The organism is Candidatus Peribacteraceae bacterium, from assembly GCA_041661065.1.
In the GTDB taxonomy this organism is placed as follows: domain Bacteria; phylum Patescibacteriota; class Gracilibacteria; order Peribacterales; family Peribacteraceae; genus CAIKAD01.
Genome location: JBAZVD010000001.1, coordinates 1,099,549 through 1,117,669 on the forward strand (window position 1 = coordinate 1,099,549; position 18,121 = coordinate 1,117,669).

Here is an 18,121-nt window from a genome sequence, read left to right on the forward strand (position 1 = left end):
AGGAACTCATGGAAAACGACAACAACGTTACAGTGTCTGTGCCCTATACACGGAAGTGGGAATTGCCCTTTTTGCTGGCTGAAGGATGCCGGCGCGCAGGAACGATAGAATTGGATGAGCGATACTGGGCAGAACAACTCTACAGATCCCCGCACCGTGACTTCACGGCGATCTGTCTGTTGGGCCTTGTGAAGGTATCCTCTCACGATATTGCTTTGGAGATCTGCTTCACGTTCACGAAGAAGGAGGCTCCAGCATTCCTTCAAGTGCTCTCCGCATTATGCGACGCACAGGGCGTCGATAATGACGTAGCCCGTGCTATGCAAGAAGTCTGTGCAATCATCCTGAATGGATAATGCTGCCAAAGAATCCCCGCCGCTTCGGTGGCGGGGGTTTTTGTGTGTTGTTTCCTCCACCCCTACCCCCTCCTCCGCTGGAGGAGGGGAATGTTTGCTGTTTGTGTCCTCCCCTTCCTCCAAAGGAGGAAGGGGCCGGGGGATGGAGGAGTGAACCAAGGAGGAAGGAGCTGGAGGATAGAGGAGCAAGCTACAATCCCCCCATGCGCCCCTTGCACAGAAGCTTCTACGACCGCGACACGGTGATAGTGGCGCAGGAGTTGCTGGGAAAACTCCTCGTCCGCCGCGACGGGGAGGTGGTGCGGGTGGGCAAGATTGTGGAGACGGAGGCGTACCTCGGCCCCCATGACTTGGCCGCGCACTCCGCCCGTGGACGGACGAAGAGAACGGAAGTGATGTTCGGGCCGCCGGGACACGCGTACGTGTATTTGATCTACGGGATGCACCATTGCCTCAACGTGGTGACGGAGGGAGAGGGACACGCGTCGGCGGTGCTGATACGGGCGCTGGAGCCCGTGCAGAACCTGTTGGGACGCTCAAGCGGCCCGGGGCTCTTATGCGCGGCGATGGGAATCGATCGCACATGGAACGGCCACGATCTCCTCTCCGACGATTTCTTCATTATGAAACCGGATGATCCCGACGAGCGCATCGTGATCATCAAGCGTCCGCGCGTGGGCGTGGGTTACGCCGGACGGTGGGCGAAGAGGTTGCTCCGGTTCTCCATCAAGGGGAACCCGTACGTTTCCAAGGCATGAGCCCCCTCACTTCAACTCATACGTGAGCGTGACGTACGCCGTCACGTCCTGCTCGCCCGCGGGGAGCGGTACCGCCATTCCTGCAGCACTGTCCTCGGCGGCTGTTTCCATGGCCGCACGCGCATAGGGCATGGGGGGGATGACGCCGCCGCCTTCGTTGAACCCTTTGATCTTCCCCAGCCGCATGCCCAAATCCTTCGCCAGCGCCAGCGCCTTCTCCTTCGCCTGCGCAATGGCCTCCTCACGCGCTTCCGCCCGCAAGACCTCCGGGTCATCGATGGTGTAGCTCACGTTCCCCGCCTGGTTGGCGCCCGCCGCAGTGGCCGCGCCCAGCACCGCGGACACCTTGTCCAGGTCCCGCACCTTCACGCGCAGCGTCTCCTGCGCCTGGAACCCGCGCGGAATCTGCCTGCCCTCATCCCAATCGTATTCGGGATTGAGGTAGAACTGCTCCGTGGCGATGTCCTTCTCCTCGATGCCCGCCTTTTTCACCGCCTCCATGATGTTGTCCATATCCTCCTTGAGCAATGCCATGGCTTCCGCCGCCGTGGCTTTGCGTCCCGTCTGCACCCCGAACGTCAGCTGCGCGATATCCGGCGCGGCACTCACCTTGCCTTCCCCGGAGACGGAGATGGTGACGGGGGTGGAATCGCGTGATTCCACGTACTTGCCGGCGAGGAAGAATCCGCCGCCGATGACGACGGCAAGGATCACGGTCCAGGTGATGTTGCGCATGGGAGGAGGGGGAAAATCAGACATAACGAGACTATGGTATCGCAAAAACCCCGCAGGATTGCAGTGACGAAACGGGCAACTGCAATGCAGTGACACTCTACAGGAAATGACCATCCTCCCTCCAAATAGGCCCTTTCGTCTCCCCTCTGAACTGGTCGCGCTCGCAATCCTCGGCATTCATCCCGTATATCGGTTCCCGCTCACGGGAACGGACCGCGCCGATGCGCGAGCCTGTCTCCGCATCCGGACCGGAGGGAGGCGCAAGACAAACGTAAAACCGCACGCCATACCTCTCGAGCAGCCTGCTGATCTTTTCCGCGACCTCCGGACCAAGCGCTTCCGCGGTTTCTCGGTCCATAATACCCGATGGGCATTCGGCTGCAGGCTGGGGCATGGGCGCAGTATCCGTCGCCCGTTGCAGAAAATCAATCCAGCGCTATCTTCACGGTTCCCTCTTCGCGCACGCCGTACTTGGCATACCCGTTCTTCTCCAATTCCCGCGCCAGCGTCGCGCCGCCGCTCTCCACGATCTTCCCCTTGACCATCACATGGACGCGGTCCGGCGCAACGTACTCCAGGAGGCGCGCGTAGTGCGTGACGATGAGCGCGCTAAAGGACGACGAACGCATCCGATTGATTCCATCGGCGACGGTTTTGAGCGCATCGATATCCAAGCCCGAATCCGTCTCGTCCAAAAGCGCAAGCCGCGGCTGAAGGATGCGCATCTGCAGCACCTCCGCCTTCTTCTTCTCCCCCCCGCTGAACCCTTGGTTCAACGACCGCTCCGCGAACGCGGAATCCATCTTCAGTTCCTCCATGCGCTCCTCCAGCATCTTCTTGAACTTGATGGGGGAGATCCTCCGCGCCTTGGGATCCCGCGCGGAAAGCTGCGCATTGGCGGCGGCGAAGAGGAAGCTGCGGAGCGTGACGCCGGAAATCTCCTTGGGATACTGAAAGGCCAGGAATAACCCGGCCGCCGCCCTCTCCCACGGCTCCAGCGTGAAGAGATCCCTGTCCAAGAACGTCGCCGATCCCTTCGTGACCGTAAAGGCCGGATGCCCCATGAGCGTGCTCACGAGCGTGGACTTGCCCGAGCCGTTGGGCCCCATGATCGCATGGATCTCCCCTTCGTTGATCTCCAAGCCGACCCCCCGCACCACGTCCTTCCCTCCCACAGAGACGTGGAGATCGGGGATGGTGAGGAGGGGGGAGGGGGTCATGGGGAAAGATTGTAGCGTATTACGTATTACGTATCCCGTATGACGTATACAGGAACAATACGCGATACGTAATACGTTCTACGCAATACCCCTCCAAGGCTCCTTCCGCTACACTCTTCTCGCTATGCCCAACATCACCTTCACCTACGCCGGCCAAACCAAGACCGTCCAGGCCGACGCCGGCAAAACCCTCCTCCAGATCGCGCTCGATAACCAAATCCCCATGGAGCACGCGTGCGGCGGCAACGGCTTCTGCACCACCTGCCTGTGCAAGGTGAAGGCGGGGGCGGAGAACCTGACCCCGCACAACGACCGCGAACAGATGATGGGCGTGGAAGGAGATGACCGTCTGGGGTGCCAGGCGACGGCGAACGGCGATGTGGCGGTAGACATATCGTAAGGACGCGGCACGCCGCGACCCTCCTCACACCCGCGCCAGCGAGAGCAGCTTCGCCTTCACCTCTTCATCGTACGGCTCCAGCTTGTTGATGCGGCGGTATACCTCCTCCGCCTTGTCCGTCTGCCCCAATTGCATGTAGCACTCGGCGAGAAGATGGAGGAGCTGCGTATCGCGCGAGAGGCGCACGCTCGCCTTCTCCAGCAGCGGCGCCGCTTCCTCATACCTGCGCGCGGCGATGCAAGCGCGGCCGAGCGCGTAGGACCGTTCCGGCACCTGCGGTTCGCGGTTGAGCGCTTCCTGGTACGCCTGGCAGGCTTCCACGTACTTGGCTTGGCGGTAGTAGGCGAGGCCGAGGTTGCTGAAGAACGACACGTCCTGGCGCTGCTGGAGGAGCTCCTTGTACAACGCCTCCGCCTTGTTCTCGCGCCCCGTTTGGAGGTAGAGCTTGGCCAGTTCCGCCTGCACGTCGATCGCGTGCGGCTGCACCGTGAGGGCTTGGATGTAGAGGCGTTCCGCATCGTCGATCTTGTTCTGCGCCAGCGCCTTCTCCGCCTGGCGCGAGAGGGAGCGGACTTGCTGCAGTTCGATGGCGGACGCGCGCGGGTTGCGGTGCGGCCTAAAGATGCGCTTCTCCTCTATGAAGCTCATGCCCCTCTCCTCCGCCTGCTGCAGGCGCTGCTTCATGCCGCGCACGAAGCGCCGCACGCCGCGGTGCCGCAGGAGCATCCGCACCCCGAAGAGCAGGACAATCCCGAGGAGGGAAACGGTGAGGACGTAGATATATACCATACGGCTGTTACCGGGATCTTGAGCCTAGCACTCGCCAAAATATGAGGCAAGGGAACAATTGGGAGTGTATCGCAAGGGAAAGGCTCTTTTCAGTTGTTGGTGCCGTGGATGAGCGGTGAGCTCTCAGCTGTCAGCCTTCAGCTGCCGGCTTCCGGCAGAGTGACCATTCGGCAGCGATGAGTCTTCAGCGGTCAGCGGACAGCCTTCGTTCAAGCTGCGCCGGAAAGACCACTGACCGATGAGAGCTGGAAGCTGAAAGCTCCTCACGTACTACTCACGGCAAACACGAACTTCTGAAGAACCAACGGCCGGGAAACGTTCGTCTGCAAATCCCCCACAAGCGCGGTGAGCGCCTCCGCGCACCGGGGATCCATCCGCTCCCGCTCTTCTCTCAACGCGAGCGAGAGGTGGAGGAGCGCGCGCGAGGCCTCCTCGCCGCGGTCGCTGAGCGGCTCCAGCAGCTTGAGGCGCTCCGCCAAACTCCCCGCGCCCCAAAAGCCCTGCGCCCATGCGGCGCGCTGCCGCTCCTTGCGCAGGAGGTCGGGATCCGCCTTGAGCCGCATCACCATCCCCGGCGCCCCCTGCGCCACCCTCAGCAGGAATTGTGCGTCATCCGGCGGCATGCCGCCCGCGAGCGGCTTCATCTCCTGCGGCGAGAGGGAGGCAAAGCGCAGCACGCGCGAGCGGGAGACGAGCGTGGGAAGGAGGTGGGAGGTGGAGACGCCGGTGAGGAGGAACACCACACCCTCCGGCGGTTCCTCAAGGATCTTGAGCAGCGCGTTCACGGCTTCTTCCTGCAGGCGCTCCGCGGAGCGAATGAGGCAGCAGCGGAAGGCGCCCGTGCCCACCTCGCGCAGGCGGTCCTGCAACGCGCGGATGTCGTCAATGCCGATGGTGTCGGTCTTGGCCGTGGGCTGCTTGCTGCGGTGCGCTTGCGGCACGTTGGAACTCTTGGCAATGACGTCGAAATCCTCGCACACCTCCTCAATCCACAATTGGTCTATCACCAACAGGTCGCGGTGGAGCAGCTTGTCGATCTCCTGCTCCGCCCTCTCCCGCCCCTCCTCGGGCACGCCCTCCGTGAGCAGCTTCTTGGCGAACCACTTGGCCACGGTGAACTTGCCCAAGTGCTTCCTCCCCGTGAACAGATAAGCATGCGCCACATTCCCCGTCTCCAGGTCCGAGAGGAGGGATTGGATCTGGTCCTTGTGACCGATGATGGAGGAGGGTGAAGACAGGGAGATAGTATATGTCAAAAAGGATAGTCCGCGAGAAGGACTTAGGAATTAGGACAGAGGACTTAGGGAGTGCTCATTTTGGCCATCTTCGTAATGAGCGCATTCAACATACGATGCACCTCCTGACCCTGTTTCAAAAGGTTGTCTCGCTGTTCCAGATCAATGTACTTCACTCCATAACAATAGTAGAGGAATGAAATAATCTCCACGAGTTCTCCACGGGCTTGGACGTACTTATGCATCTTATCGGGATAGGTATACCTCCCGAATCCTTCTGCGATATTCGCTGCAACTGAAAGGCTCGCTCGCCGCATTTGCGATGTTAATTCATAGAGTTCAGTCTTAGGAAAGGACTTCGTCATCTCATGGATGCTTAGTGCGAGTTCCATCGCTTTCTTCCATGGGCCGAATTCCGTGAAGTCCTGCATTGTCATATACCCTAAGTCCTAAGTCCCCTGTCCTAAGTCCTCGCTTTATTTTCTCTTCCTCCTCTTTTCCCCGCTCACCTTGAACGGTATGCTCTTCGTCCGCACCACCTGCGTGAGGAACAGACGGACGGCGGAGCTGAGGTCGAACCCCCACTGCTCGATGACCCGCTGGGATTGGCGCTTGAGCTTTTCATCGATGCGGATGGTGAGGACGGCGGTTGCAGGCATGGTGTAGGGAAGGATGATACGTACATACATTGTCTATACGTATACACGTTGTCAATACATGATGGACGCCGTTCATCCGGAGATGCGCATCTCCTCCCGGATGAGGGCTTGCACCGCTTTTCTCACATGCAACCGATACTTCTGAAGATAAATCCTGAGGAGCGGGCGGAGGACATTCTCCAAGTCATCACGGTGGTTCTTCCGCAAGGAATCGAGATATTCACGTCGCTCCTCGTCCTTTTCCGACGGAGCCGCCAAACGGCCGATGCGATTGCGTATCATGGCAACAAGCCGCTGCGTCTCCATGCCGCGCATGGAATCGGCTTCCAGGTCGGAGAGTTGCATCATCACCTGATCGACGGCATGCACCTGCCAGCGGACTTCTTTGTCCGCCATATCCACAAGCAGTTCAAGGAATTCATCATGCATATGACAATTATACATATATTTGTATTTTGGCAACATTGAGTTTGCCGCTCACTCCTCCTTCCCGTGACATTTTTTGTACTTCTTCCCGCTTCCGCACGGGCAGGGGTCGTTGCGACCGACTTTCGCCACATGACGCTCCGTGGGCGCCGCTTGGACGCGTGCCGGGACGGGTTTCTGACCGCTGAATGCCGGAGGCTGGCCGCTCGGTTGGACCGTGGGCGGCGTGAATGCGGCGGCGGAGACGCCCGTCTGCGTCAGTTCCCCCTCGATCTGGTCGGCATTCGTCCGCATGTCCGCACGGTCTTCTTCCGCTTCCACCATCTGCACCATGCGCGGCGCGAACTGGGCGAAGTCCACCTGGAGCAGCGTGCGCACCATGGTGGTGTTGATGGTGACGAGGAGCTGCTGGAACCGGCGGAACCCCTGGTCCTTGTACTCGATCACGGGATCGCGCTGCGCGTAGCCGGAGAACGCCACCTGCTCCCGCAAGTGCGACATGTCGTCGATGTGGTTCATCCAGTGCGTGTCGATGGAACGGAGGAGGACCATGTTCTCGGCGTTGCGGACCGTTTGGGCGTCGAACTGCGCGCACTTGGCCTCGTACCCCTCGCGGATGAGCTTGGTGAGGGAAGAGAGGAGCTTCTCGCGCTCGTGAAACGTGCGGATGGATTCCTCCGTCACCACCTGGCCGAAATCGCGGTGGAGCGCGGCGAGGGATTCCACGATCTCCTTGGTGTTCCACTCCTCGGGGTCGTCCGATGCCGCCTGCGCCGTGAGGATGCTCTGTATCTCCTGCTCCATGCCTTCCAGTATTTCTGCATGCAGCGGCGAGTAGCTTTCAGCTTTCAGCGAAGAGCTATCGGCAGCGGACAACTGATCGCTGACCGCTGACGGCTGATCGCTTTCTGCTATCTTGATCAATACCTTTTGCCTCCGCTTGTAGATGATCTCGCGGTGCCTGTTCATCACGTCGTCGTACTGGAGCACGTGGCGGCGAATGTCGAAGTTGCGTCCTTCCACCTTCTTCTGCGCGCCCTCGATGCTGCGGGAGACCATGCCGCTCTCGAGCGGCATGTCATCGGGGACCTTGAGCCGCTCCATCACCCCCTTCAGGCGGTCGCCGCCGAAGAGGCGCATCAATTCATCCTCCATGGAAACGAAGAACTGGCTCTCGCCGGGGTCGCCCTGGCGGCCGGAGCGGCCGCGGAGCTGGTTATCGATGCGGCGCGCCTCGTGGCGTTCGGTGCCCAGGATGACGAGGCCGCCCAGATCCGTGACCCCTTCGCCCAGCTTGATGTCCGTGCCGCGGCCGGCCATGTTGGTGGCGATGGTGATGGCGCCCTTCCGGCCGGCTTGCGCCACGATTTCCGCTTCCTTTTCGTGCTGCTTGGCGTTGAGGACCTGGTGGGGGACGTGGAGCTCCTGGAGGAGAAGACTCATGGCCTCGGACTTCTCCACGGACGTGGTGCCGATGAGCACCGGTTGCCCGCGGTCGTACTTCTCCTTGGCGATCTTGGCCGCCGCGCGGAACTTGGCCGCCACCGACTTGTAGACCACGTCCGGCCTGTCGGTGCGGACCATGGGGCGGTGCGTGGGGATGACGATGACGCGCAGCTTGTAGATGGATTCGAATTCCTCCTCCTCCGTCTTGGCCGTGCCCGTCATGCCCGCAAGCTTCTTGAAGAGGCGGAAGTAGTTCTGGAACGTGATGGTGGCCAGTGTTTTGGACTCGCGCTGCACCTCCACGCCCTCCTTGGCCTCAATGGCCTGGTGGAGCCCGAAGCTGTAGCGGCGGCCGGGCATCAGGCGCCCCGTGAACTCGTCCACGATGATCACTTCGTTGTCCTTGATGATGTAGTCCACGTCGCGCTTATAGATGGCGTGCGCCCGCAGCGCTTGCTCGATGTGGTGCACCTCCTCGAACCCGCGCTCCGTGTAGATGTTCTCCACCCCCAGCATCTCCTCCATCTTCTTGATCCCCTCTTCCGTGAGCACGGCGGCGCGCTGCTTCTCGTCCCGGTTGTAGTGGACGTTCTCCTCCAGGCCGCCGACGAGCTGCGAGTACTGGACGTACTTGGTGGTGGATTCCTCGGCGGGCTGGCTGATGATGAGCGGCGTGCGCGCCTCGTCCACGAGAATGGAGTCCACCTCGTCCACGATGGCGTAGTGGAGCCCGCGCTGCACCTGGCGCGCGAGGGACGTGGCCATGTTGTCGCGCAGGTAATCGAACCCGAACTCGTTGTTGGTGCCGTAGGTGATGTCCGCCGCGTAGGCCTTGCGCCGCTCGTCGGTGGAAAGGCCGTGGACGATCACGCCCACCTCCAGGCCGAGAGCCTTGTAGAGCATGCCCATCCACGTGGCGTCGCGGCGGGCGAGGTAGTCGTTCACCGTGACCACATGGACGCCCTTCCCCTCCAGCGCATTGAGGTAGACCGGGAGCGTGCACACGAGCGTCTTCCCCTCCCCCGTCTTCATCTCGGCGATGTTCCCGCGGTGGAGCACGGCGCCTCCCAAAATCTGCACGTCGAACGGTACCATGTCCCACGCGAACTCCTGCTTGCCCAGCTGCGTCTTTTGCCCCGACTCCTTGAGGAGCTCGCACGCGCGCACGGCCACCGCGAACGCCTCCGGAAGGAGATCATCCGTGGTTTCGCCCTTGGCGATGCGGTCCCGGAAGGATTGCGACTTGCCGGGGAGATCCTCCAGCTTCAGCGCTTTGATCTCCGGTGCCTCTCCGGCCTTGCGTACCTCCTTGACCAGCGGCCACAGCTTGCGGAGTTCCTTCTCATTGGGATCGCCGAGGAGTTTGTTGAGGACGTCAAGAAAGGCCATGAGGATGGGATTTTACCAGAATGTTGCGGTTTATTAAGGAGAAAGTTGAATGGATGAAGATGCCGAGGTTGTCGAGGTTGCCGAGGATTCCGAAGAGTGCCAGGAAGATGCTCTGTGTTTCCAGATACAGCAGCTCGTCGGAATCCTCGGACTCTTCGGAATCCTCTTCAATCACCATTTTCGCCCATACCATCCGGCTTCGCCCCTGCGGGGCTTCGCCGCGATTGGTTGGAGACGATGATTCCCGCGGGATGATTCACTACCATTTTCGCCCATACCACGGCACGACGTTCTTCTCCCCGTACTTCAAGGACTTCAGGAATACCGGCAACACTTCCTTCACGTCCTTCATCTCCGCGCGCACCGCACCCCGGGAAGAGAGGAACCGCTCATGGTCGGAGAGGAGCTCACCCGTCCACGGTGCGCCCGAGGGGTACGCGTCTCCCAGCTTCCCCAGGTCCATCCACGCCGCTTCCGGGAATGCTTTGGCGAAGGAACCGAACCCACGGACGAAGAGCTCGATTTTCTTGGTGGAATGGAGCCATAAAAAATTTGTGTGTTTTTTCCCCTCTCCCCCTCGCTCCCCCTCCCCCGATGGGGGAGGGGGAAGGGGGGTGGGGGCGGAAACACGCACAGCACACAACTCGCTCAAATGGATGCCGGCCACCGGCACATTGAGGGAGAACGCCAGCGCGTTGGCGAACGCCGCCGCCACCCGCAGGCTGGTGAACCCGCCGGGTCCCGTGACGCACGCGACCCGTCCGATCCCCTCCTTGGACCACCGGGCTTCCGCGAGGAGCGCCTCCAGCAGAGGGAGGAGGTCGGCATCCGAGATGCGGCGGTCCACCTCCTTTAATGAGACAACCGCGTCATCCGTGACGCAGGCGACGAGCCCCGGGTTGCCGGCGAGGTCGAGGAAGAGGGTGTTCATGGGAAGAGAGGATACAACGGAATGATCCTGTTATGAAGAACCGGGGCAGAGAATGCAAAATTGTAAATTGAAAATGGATAATGAGAGAGGAGCATCGGCTTCCAGAACCACTCCCATAATTTTCAATTTTCCATTTTCCATTTATCATTCCTCCGTGCCTCCGACTCTCTCCCTCATCATCCCCACCCACAAGCGCGCGGATATCCTCCGCGAGTGCCTCAAGAGGATCGCGGCGCAGACCGTGAAGGATCAGATCGAAGTGATCGTGGTGAGCGACGGGCAGGACGACGATACAGACCGCCTCTTTGACGGGCATACGCAATACGCAATACGTCATACGCAATACTTCTCCATCCCTAAATCCCAGCAGGGCGTCGCGCGCAATCGCGGCGTGGAGAAAGCGACGGGGGAAATCGTCATGTTCATCGGGGATGATATATTCCTGGAGCCGGATGCGTGCGAAGTGCATCTTAAAGTGCATGAAAACATGCAAAATGAGAAATTTGAAATGCAAAATGATGGAAGCGATTCAAGAACAAGAACTGGTGACGGAATTTCAAATTTTTCATTTCCAATTTTGCATTCCGGTTCAGCCGTCCTGGGCTATACCGAGTGGGATCCATCAATGGAGATCACGCCAGTGATGGAATGGCTCGACCGGACCGGTTGGCAATTCGGCTATGGCTTCCTCAAACCCTACGAACACCGCGCGATCCCAAAACGCATGCAGCACCGCTTCACCTACACCAGCCACATCAGCCTGCCGCGGGAAATCGCGTTGAAGTTCCCGTTCCGCGAAGACGTGACGATGTACGGATGGGAGGACATCGAGTGGGGATGGCGATTGGCGCAGGAGAACATTCCCCTCCTCTATGAACCGGACGCGAAGGCGTTCCACCACCACCGGATGACGCCGGAGGATTCCTTGAAGAGGATGGAGACGCTGGGGAAGTCCGCCGCGCTCTTCGAGAGCATCAATCACGATCTTCATCTGATGCCCAAAGGGATGAAACGTATGGCCTACCGCTTCTTCAGCCTCTTCCCCACAATGAAGGGAAGGCATGCGCGGGCGTTCCTGAGAGGGATCCATACAGCGGAAGCCCCCCTTTCCTCTTAAAGTTTTTCGGGATGCTGAAGCCGAAAAGACGCTCTTGCGACACGCCATGCCTGGAGTACGGTATTCGTATGACGGTCTACAATCCTCAGCCCGGTGAAGAGCCCATGAATGCCGAGGAGCGTGAGGGCGTTGCGGTCAAACTGTATCAGGCGGTGGGGAAGGTGCGCAGCCTTCACATTCAGGTGGATTCGATGACCCCCGGACAAGAAGAGGCGTGGCGTGAGCTCATGGAAGCCGCATTGCAATATGAACTCGGGAAGGTGCAGAGCGGCCATCGTCACATTTCCGAATCCTATTTGGCCAATTTCGGCCTCACCGATAAAGAACTGATCAGAAAGGCGCAAGAAGATGTCCATCTCTTAGCCCTCAACAAACTCGCCGATGCCCCATCCTTATCCGCCGACCCGAGCGTCCCGCATGGCGTGATCACGGAAACATCCCGATCACAATTGAGCAATTGCCTATCCCCGGCAGACCCCTCACCGCAACGAGAAGCAGCCGACAATGGATAGGATGCGGCGGTCTCCCCACGATGAAGGGAACGCACACGAAGGCGCTATCGCATGGATTGGCATCATGCCCCGGTTGATCGCATCCACTTGCGATACTCTTCTTCAATCATATACATCGTTTTGCCCAACAGTCCCCGTGCGGTCGCCTCCCGTTCCCGCCCCACCCGGAGTGTCCGTGGCAATGCCGCGACGTATGCACGGGGCAGAGTACGGATTTGCGCCGACACCTCGCCATCGTCCGTCACGAAACGGTACGTTCTCTTCTCTTGATCGGAAAGCATAGCCACACCATAATCCACCTCCATTCGGCTTGCAAACGGCTTAAAATTGCGTATAATGTTTGTAGCATCGAGTTGTATGACAGGCTATCCCGAGTAGATCGGGATGGTCCTTTCTTCGACCGCGTAGAGCTCGTTTTCGCTCTCCATGCGGCACAGCTCCACCCCTTTCCCATCCCTATCATGCGCGCATCCTTCCTCGCCGCCATCAACCAGATCTGTTCCGAGAAGAACGTCTCGCCCGACCAGGTGATCGAGGCCGTCAAACAGGCCATCGGCACCGCGTACCGCAAGGACTTCGGCAACAAGGAGCAGGAAATCCGCGTGGACCTGGAAGAAGGGAAGGACATGCCCACCATCCTCCTCGTGAAGGAAGTGGTGGAGGACGTGGAGAATGAGAACATCGAGATCGGGCTCAAGGACGCCAGGAAGATCAAGCCGGACGCCGAGCCGGGCGACGAGATCAGCATTGACGTGACGCCTTTGGAGTACGGCCGCATCGCCACGCAGGCCGCCAAGCAGGTGATTCTGCAAAAGCTGCAGGAGGCGGAGAAGATGAGCCTGTACCAGATGTTCAAGGATCGCGAGGACGAGCTGCTCACCGCCACGGTGACGAAGGTGGACCCCAACTGGGTCACGCTGGAGATCGAAGGTATGACGGTGTCGCTCCCCTGGAGGGAGCAGATCCCCGGCGAGCACTACTACACGGGCAAGCGCATCCGCGTGTACCTGGAGACGGTGGAGATGAGCGGCAAGGGGCCGCAGCTCCGCATCTCCCGCACGCATCCCAAGCTGGTGAAGAAGCTCCTGGAATTGGAGATCCCGGAGGTGCGCAACGGCGACGTGGAGATCAAGGCCATCGCGCGCGACGCCGGCTTCCGCAGCAAGGTCGCCGTGCTCAGCCACGACCCCCGCATCGACCCCATCGGCGCGTGCGTGGGGCAGAAGGGCGTGCGCATCCAGGCCGTGATGGAGGAGATCAACGGCGAGCGCGTGGACATGATCGAGTGGTCGGAGGACCCCATCAAATTGATTTCACTCGCGCTGCAGCCAGCGGCCATCTCCGCCGTAATCATCGTGAACGACAAGGAGCACTTGGACGACCAAGGCCGCAAGATCAAGAAGCGCGCGGCGGTGTTCGTGGAGGAAGCGCAGCGCCCCATGGCCATCGGCAAGAAGGGCCAGAACATCCGCCTGGCGACGGAACTCTCCGCATTCGAGCTGGACATGTACAACTACGAGGAGCTCCCCGCCTTCAAGGCGAAGCTCGCGGAACTGCGCGGCGGACCTGTTGCCGAAGCCGCGCCTGCGGAAGCCCCCGCCGAGGGACAAGCGGAAGCAACCGTAGCGGAAGCCACCGCAGTGGAGACTCCCGCGGAAGCGTCTGAGGAACCGAAGGAGGAATCTGCCGCTCCCGAAGCCGCCGCAGTGACGGGTGCCGCCCCTGAAGATGTCCCCGCCGCCGCCGCACCGGCCGCCGAAGCGAAAGAGCCTGCCAAGAAGCCGCGGAAGAAGAAGGAAGGGGCGGCAGTGGGAGAGGCGAAGGAGGAAGCGGCGGCGTAACTTTCAGATGTATTGATAAGGAAAGACTGCGTTTATCCGCGGTCTTTTCAAAAACATCAAACAACAAACCTGGCCGGAGCCGCGCGCCGCCGGCTGGCCGCGGAACCAAGGGAAAAGAACAGGCTGTGGGATACCCCCTTTTCTCTTCCAGACGGTGCGGCGCTGGTATCAACATGTAAACCGGTCTGTGTCGTTCCCTTCGGCGCGCGGAGCGCTTTCTTTTCCCCATTTCTTTCTCGCCTTGAGAAAGAAATGGGGCTGTTCTGCTGTTTGGCATGCCGTGGCCCTACGGTCAAACCCCTGTACAATCGTCTTCGTGAAACTCCCTCCCCTCCCCCTCGTCGTCCTCGACACGGAAACGACCGGCTTCGTGCCGCGCACGCACCGCGTGATCGAATATGCCGCGGTGAGGGCGGAGGGCGGGAAGGTGACGGATACCTACGAGCAGCTGTTCGCGACGGACGAGATCCCCCCCGTGGTGGAAGTGATCACGCGCATCCGCATGGAAGACGTGCGCGGGCAACCGACGTTCGAGGAGAAGCGCGAGGAAATCCTTGCCCGCATCCCGGAAGACGCGATCATCGTCGGCCAGAATACGCCGTTCGATTTGGGCATGCTCAAGGGCGAAGGGATGGATCTCACGGGGCGGCCATGGGTGGATACCTCCATGCTCGCCTCCCTCGTTTTCCCGGAACTGGAGAGCTACTCCCTGGGGTACTTGAGCGCCGTGCTCGATTTGAACCACGAGCCCAAGCACCGCGCATTGGGTGACGTGCGCGCCACGCTCGAACTCCTCAGCCGCGTGTGGGAACGCCTCCTCGAGCTCCCGCCCGGACTGGTGAAGCAGGCGCGGGAGGTGATGGAGCGCGCGCCCGCCGGCTACCGCCTCCTCTTCGAGGCGCTGCCCGCGTCCGGGAAGAAGGAGACGCCCGCGTGGCTCCGGCACCCCGAAGAGGCGGGCTTCAAGCGCCGCACGGTCACTCCCCCGAGCCTCCCGACGCCGAAGAAAGGGGAGATCGCCCTCCGCGAGGAACCGCTCAACCCCGCCGAACTCCAAGCGATCATCGAAGCCGCACAGGAGGATACGTCCGTGCGGCATTGGATCGCCGTCAAGAATCTGGACGCCGCCGTACGCCGCCTCTCCTTTGAGAAAGGCGTGCGCATCCTGTACCCGCCCGGCCATCTGCTGGATCCCGAGGCGGTGAAGAGATGGACGAAGGCGGATTCCTTGACCGCCGATGAAGCAACGCTCCTGCTCAAGATTCACTGGTACTCGCCCTTCACCCGCAATGACCTCCCCCTGCACGGAGGGGAGGAATCCGTATGGCGCGGGACGCTGGCTTGCACCGATGCTTCCAAGGCGTACACGGACCAATTCCAAGACCTGCCGGGGGTGGTGCTCATCGACCACCAGCAGCTCCTGCGTTTTCTTCAGGATGAGGAGCATCCCGCCGCGGCGGCATTGGCGGAGCCGGCGCACATCATCATCGACGACGCCTCCATGCTGGAGGACACCGCCACCAAGGCCTACGGCTGGTATGCGGACGTCTCCGCCCTGCGCGCAGGGAGCGAGCGCAACCCGTCACTCACGCGCATCACGGACCTGCTGCAACTGTGGATCGAGAAGGTGCGCGGCGGCCTGGACGTGCGCGCACTGAATGCGTCCGACCTCACCGCGCCGGAGGCGAAAGGGCTCCGCGCGCAGATTGAGGAACTGCTGGAACAGGACGGAGACCTGCCTTCACCGGTCCGCGCCCAATGGGAAGGCATTACGCACATCCTCAACCCGGAGAACCTGGCGCGGCGCTACGCGTGGATCGAGCAGCGCATGAACGGCTCGCACACCCTGCAATCCGTTCCCGAGCATGTGTCGGATTTCCTGCAGGACTTCCTCTACTCCCGCTTCTCCACAACCCTCCTTATCCCGCCCGAAAGCACATCTGAACTCCGAGAGATCCTCCCTGTCACTGTCGTGTCTTCCCCCTCTCCTGAGGGGAGAGGGGGAGCGAGGGGGAGAGGGTATGAACTTCCCCTCTCTTTCCCCCTCACGCCCCTCCATGAAATTCTGGGGAACCCGCCCGAAGGGAAAACGATTTTGCTCATTCCCGGCAAGGGAACGATCGAGAACATGTACGTGCGGTACACGGAGATGCTCGAGGAGCGCGGCGTCACCCTCATCTGCCTCGGCGTGAGCGGCGGGCAGGGGCGCATGCGCGCGGAATTCCTGGCCGCGGAAGGGACGGTAATGTGGCTCGTGACGCCGTGGGTGTTCGAAGGGCTGGAGCTGCCGCCGGAGACCGTTGACCATTTGATCATCAGCGCGCTCCCCTTCGACTACGCTTCCCACCCCGTCCTCAGCCGCCGTGCGGCCCGCTACAAGAGCGGCTTCATGGATTACTTCCTCCCGCGCCTCAAGCACCGCCTGTTCCGCGTCCTCCGCACCTTCGCGCGGTTCAAGACGGAGGAAGCGGACGTGCAAATACTGGATGACCGCTTGCGGAGCAAGGAATACGGGAAGGAGGTGATTGCGTATTTGAATCTGTTCTCGGTACAGGGAGAACGTCATGCAAAATTAGAAATGCACAATGAAATCCCACAGCCCCCCCGCACGCGGAAAACAAACACGGCTGCGAAGAAAAAGGAATCCTCCAAAGAACAGAAAAAGGACCAGTTGAAGTTGTTTTAGAGAACTCATAAAGCCGGTAACTGCTCACTGCCCCATCTCTCTCTCAACAAACGGAGGGTTGGCGCGCCGCAGGGGGTGTAGGGGAAGGCCCTGCTTCGACATGTTCGCCGACGAGTCAGCCCCGAATCCTTGGAGGGGCTGACGAGGAGGCACAGGGCCGGGTGGAGGGGCTTCGGCGCGCCGGCGTTTTGGCGCCACCTTTGTCGCCGGACAAAGGTGGCATCAGTCCGCCCCCTTCCTGCTCAATACCGTGAACATCGTCCTCCACAGTATCCAGAGATCCAACAGCAACGACCACTCTTCGATGTAGCGCAGGTCGAGTTTCATCTCCTCCTCAAAACCCAAATCCGAGCGGCCGGAGGTCTGCGCCAGCCCCGTCATGCCCGGTTTGACGGCGAAGACGCGGCGCTGTTCCAGCGAGTACTTCTGCACCTCGGAGGGAAGGTGCGGACGAGGGCCCACGAGCGAGACCTGCCCCAGGAGGACATTGATGAGCTGCGGGAACTCATCCAGCGTCCACCGGCGGAGGAACTTGCCGAAGGGGGTGATGCGGGGGTCGTTCCTCATCTTGAACAGGGGCCCGTCGTTCCGTTCATTCTGCGCCATGAGCCGCCCCTTGAGGGCGTCGGCGTTCTTCACCATGGTGCGGAACTTGAGGATTTTGACGAGCGTTCTCCCCTGCTCCCCCACCCGCGTGGAAATGTAGAAGATGGGCCATCCACTGGTTAGCAAAATGCCCAGTGCAAAGAGGAGGAGGAATGGCAGGAGGAGCACAATGAGCACCGCGCTCACGAGCAGGTCGAAGAGGCGCTTCCACACGCGCCCCCACCCGTCCAGCGGCGTGGGCTGGAAACGTATGAGCGGCACTTGCCCCAGGCGGTCCACCGCCAGCTGGTGCGGCACATCCGCGAGCACGGGCGGCAGAAAGCCGTACCCCAAGTGGTGGCTGCGGCAGTACTCGATGAGCGCCACGGTCTCCTGGCTCCCGGGATTGGGGTCGGTCTGGATGACGAAATCGATGACCTGCTGGTGGATGACCCGCTTGAGCGCGGCCAGGTCCTGCAGGTGTCCCAGGTAGTGGTAGTGCATGTCGTGCAGGAGCACGTCGCGCGCCGGCACCGCGATGGCCTGGGACCCCAACGACACCACGAGCAGCCGCCCCACCCCCCTCCGCAGGAACGCGCGCTGCACCAGGATGAGCCAGGAACGGAACACGGCGACGAACAGGATCAGAAACGCCACGGAATGGACCAGCACCGCGCGGGAGAAGAAGAGTTCGTGCTCCACGAGGAAGAACCACGCATTGACCACCGCCACCCACAGCGCCGCCGCCAGCACCACATGCCCCATTTCCGTCCACGCGCTCATGGTGGCGCGCAGCGCGTACAGCTTGAGTGCGGCGGCGAGCGCGACGAAGAGGAGGACGGCGGGGAGGATGAATGCTGAAACGTAGTATTCCGCCGTGGGGAGCGTCTGCGCCGGCTCCAGGAGCCGGACGAAAGGAAGGAGATCAATGTTCGCCTGGCGCAGGCGGAAGCTGAGGAAGAGCGCGGCCCCTGCGGCCAACACGTCCGCCGGTATGCGCAGCAAGCCGAACAACGCTTCCGACTTCTTCATCCCC

At 61.0% G+C, this 18,121-nt stretch carries 16 protein-coding genes; 6 read left to right on the forward strand and 10 right to left on the reverse strand.

What is annotated here, in order from left to right; genetic code table 11:
* Positions 1–559: 559 nt before the first annotated feature.
* Entirely contained in the window at positions 560–1,114 is a 555-nt protein-coding gene (locus WC698_05060) for a DNA-3-methyladenine glycosylase (GenBank protein ID MFA6039602.1), read from the forward strand.
* Between the two features lie 6 nt (positions 1,115–1,120).
* Here the strand turns inward: WC698_05060 and WC698_05065 are convergent, their stop codons facing one another.
* The 3 genes from WC698_05065 to sufC all read right to left on the reverse strand — a co-directional run bounded on the left by WC698_05065 (position 1,121) and on the right by sufC (position 3,069).
* Positions 1,121–1,873, reverse strand: coding sequence for an SIMPL domain-containing protein (locus WC698_05065; protein ID MFA6039603.1), 753 nt, complete (start codon positions 1,871–1,873; stop codon positions 1,121–1,123).
* A 73-nt stretch (positions 1,874–1,946) separates the two neighbouring features.
* Positions 1,947–2,207, reverse strand: a complete 261-nt coding sequence (locus WC698_05070) for a hypothetical protein (protein MFA6039604.1) — start codon at positions 2,205–2,207, stop codon at positions 1,947–1,949.
* Positions 2,208–2,274: 67 nt separating this feature from the next.
* Entirely contained in the window at positions 2,275–3,069 is a 795-nt protein-coding gene (gene sufC, locus WC698_05075; protein ID MFA6039605.1) for a Fe-S cluster assembly ATPase SufC, read from the reverse strand.
* 124 nt (positions 3,070–3,193) lie between these two features.
* Here sufC and WC698_05080 point away from each other — a divergent pair, with 124 nt between their 5' ends.
* The gene (locus WC698_05080; GenBank protein ID MFA6039606.1) at positions 3,194–3,469 is read left to right on the forward strand and encodes a 2Fe-2S iron-sulfur cluster-binding protein; all 276 of its coding nucleotides are present in this window, start codon (positions 3,194–3,196) and stop codon (positions 3,467–3,469) included.
* Between the two features lie 24 nt (positions 3,470–3,493).
* Here WC698_05080 and WC698_05085 read toward each other — a convergent pair whose 3' ends face one another.
* The 6 genes from WC698_05085 to tsaB form a co-directional block, all read right to left on the reverse strand.
* Positions 3,494–4,258, reverse strand: coding sequence for a tetratricopeptide repeat protein (locus WC698_05085; GenBank protein ID MFA6039607.1), 765 nt, complete (start codon positions 4,256–4,258; stop codon positions 3,494–3,496).
* Between the two features lie 263 nt (positions 4,259–4,521).
* Positions 4,522–5,514 (reverse strand): hypothetical protein, encoded by a 993-nt coding sequence (locus tag WC698_05090; protein ID MFA6039608.1) that lies wholly within the window; start codon positions 5,512–5,514, stop codon positions 4,522–4,524.
* Between the two features lie 455 nt (positions 5,515–5,969).
* A complete protein-coding gene (locus WC698_05095) occupies positions 5,970–6,152 on the reverse strand; it encodes a type II toxin-antitoxin system RelB/DinJ family antitoxin (GenBank protein MFA6039609.1) in 183 nt (60 codons plus the stop codon).
* A gap of 72 nt (positions 6,153–6,224) precedes the next feature.
* On the reverse strand, positions 6,225–6,581 hold the full coding sequence (locus tag WC698_05100; protein ID MFA6039610.1) for a hypothetical protein: 357 nt from the start codon (positions 6,579–6,581) through the stop codon (positions 6,225–6,227).
* A 48-nt stretch (positions 6,582–6,629) separates the two neighbouring features.
* Positions 6,630–9,413: a preprotein translocase subunit SecA gene (secA, locus tag WC698_05105; GenBank protein ID MFA6039611.1), complete on the reverse strand. Its 2,784-nt coding sequence runs from the start codon at positions 9,411–9,413 to the stop codon at positions 6,630–6,632.
* Between the two features lie 259 nt (positions 9,414–9,672).
* A complete protein-coding gene (tsaB, locus tag WC698_05110) occupies positions 9,673–10,344 on the reverse strand; it encodes a tRNA (adenosine(37)-N6)-threonylcarbamoyltransferase complex dimerization subunit type 1 TsaB (GenBank protein ID MFA6039612.1) in 672 nt (223 codons plus the stop codon).
* Between the two features lie 154 nt (positions 10,345–10,498).
* Between tsaB and WC698_05115 the strand changes: the two genes are divergently transcribed.
* From WC698_05115 to WC698_05130, 4 genes are all read left to right on the forward strand, one after another.
* Positions 10,499–11,461 (forward strand): glycosyltransferase, encoded by a 963-nt coding sequence (locus tag WC698_05115; GenBank protein ID MFA6039613.1) that lies wholly within the window; start codon positions 10,499–10,501, stop codon positions 11,459–11,461.
* A gap of 68 nt (positions 11,462–11,529) precedes the next feature.
* Positions 11,530–11,973, forward strand: a complete 444-nt coding sequence (locus tag WC698_05120; GenBank protein MFA6039614.1) for a hypothetical protein — start codon at positions 11,530–11,532, stop codon at positions 11,971–11,973.
* 461 nt (positions 11,974–12,434) lie between these two features.
* Positions 12,435–13,814 carry a transcription termination factor NusA gene (nusA, locus tag WC698_05125; GenBank protein ID MFA6039615.1) on the forward strand — a complete coding sequence of 460 codons (1,380 nt, stop codon included), beginning with the start codon at positions 12,435–12,437 and terminating at the stop codon, positions 13,812–13,814.
* A 316-nt stretch (positions 13,815–14,130) separates the two neighbouring features.
* Positions 14,131–16,500 (forward strand): exonuclease domain-containing protein, encoded by a 2,370-nt coding sequence (locus WC698_05130; protein MFA6039616.1) that lies wholly within the window; start codon positions 14,131–14,133, stop codon positions 16,498–16,500.
* Between the two features lie 222 nt (positions 16,501–16,722).
* Here the strand turns inward: WC698_05130 and WC698_05135 are convergent, their stop codons facing one another.
* The gene (locus WC698_05135) at positions 16,723–18,117 is read right to left on the reverse strand and encodes an exopolysaccharide biosynthesis polyprenyl glycosylphosphotransferase (GenBank protein MFA6039617.1); all 1,395 of its coding nucleotides are present in this window, start codon (positions 18,115–18,117) and stop codon (positions 16,723–16,725) included.
* Positions 18,118–18,121 lie beyond the last annotated feature (4 nt).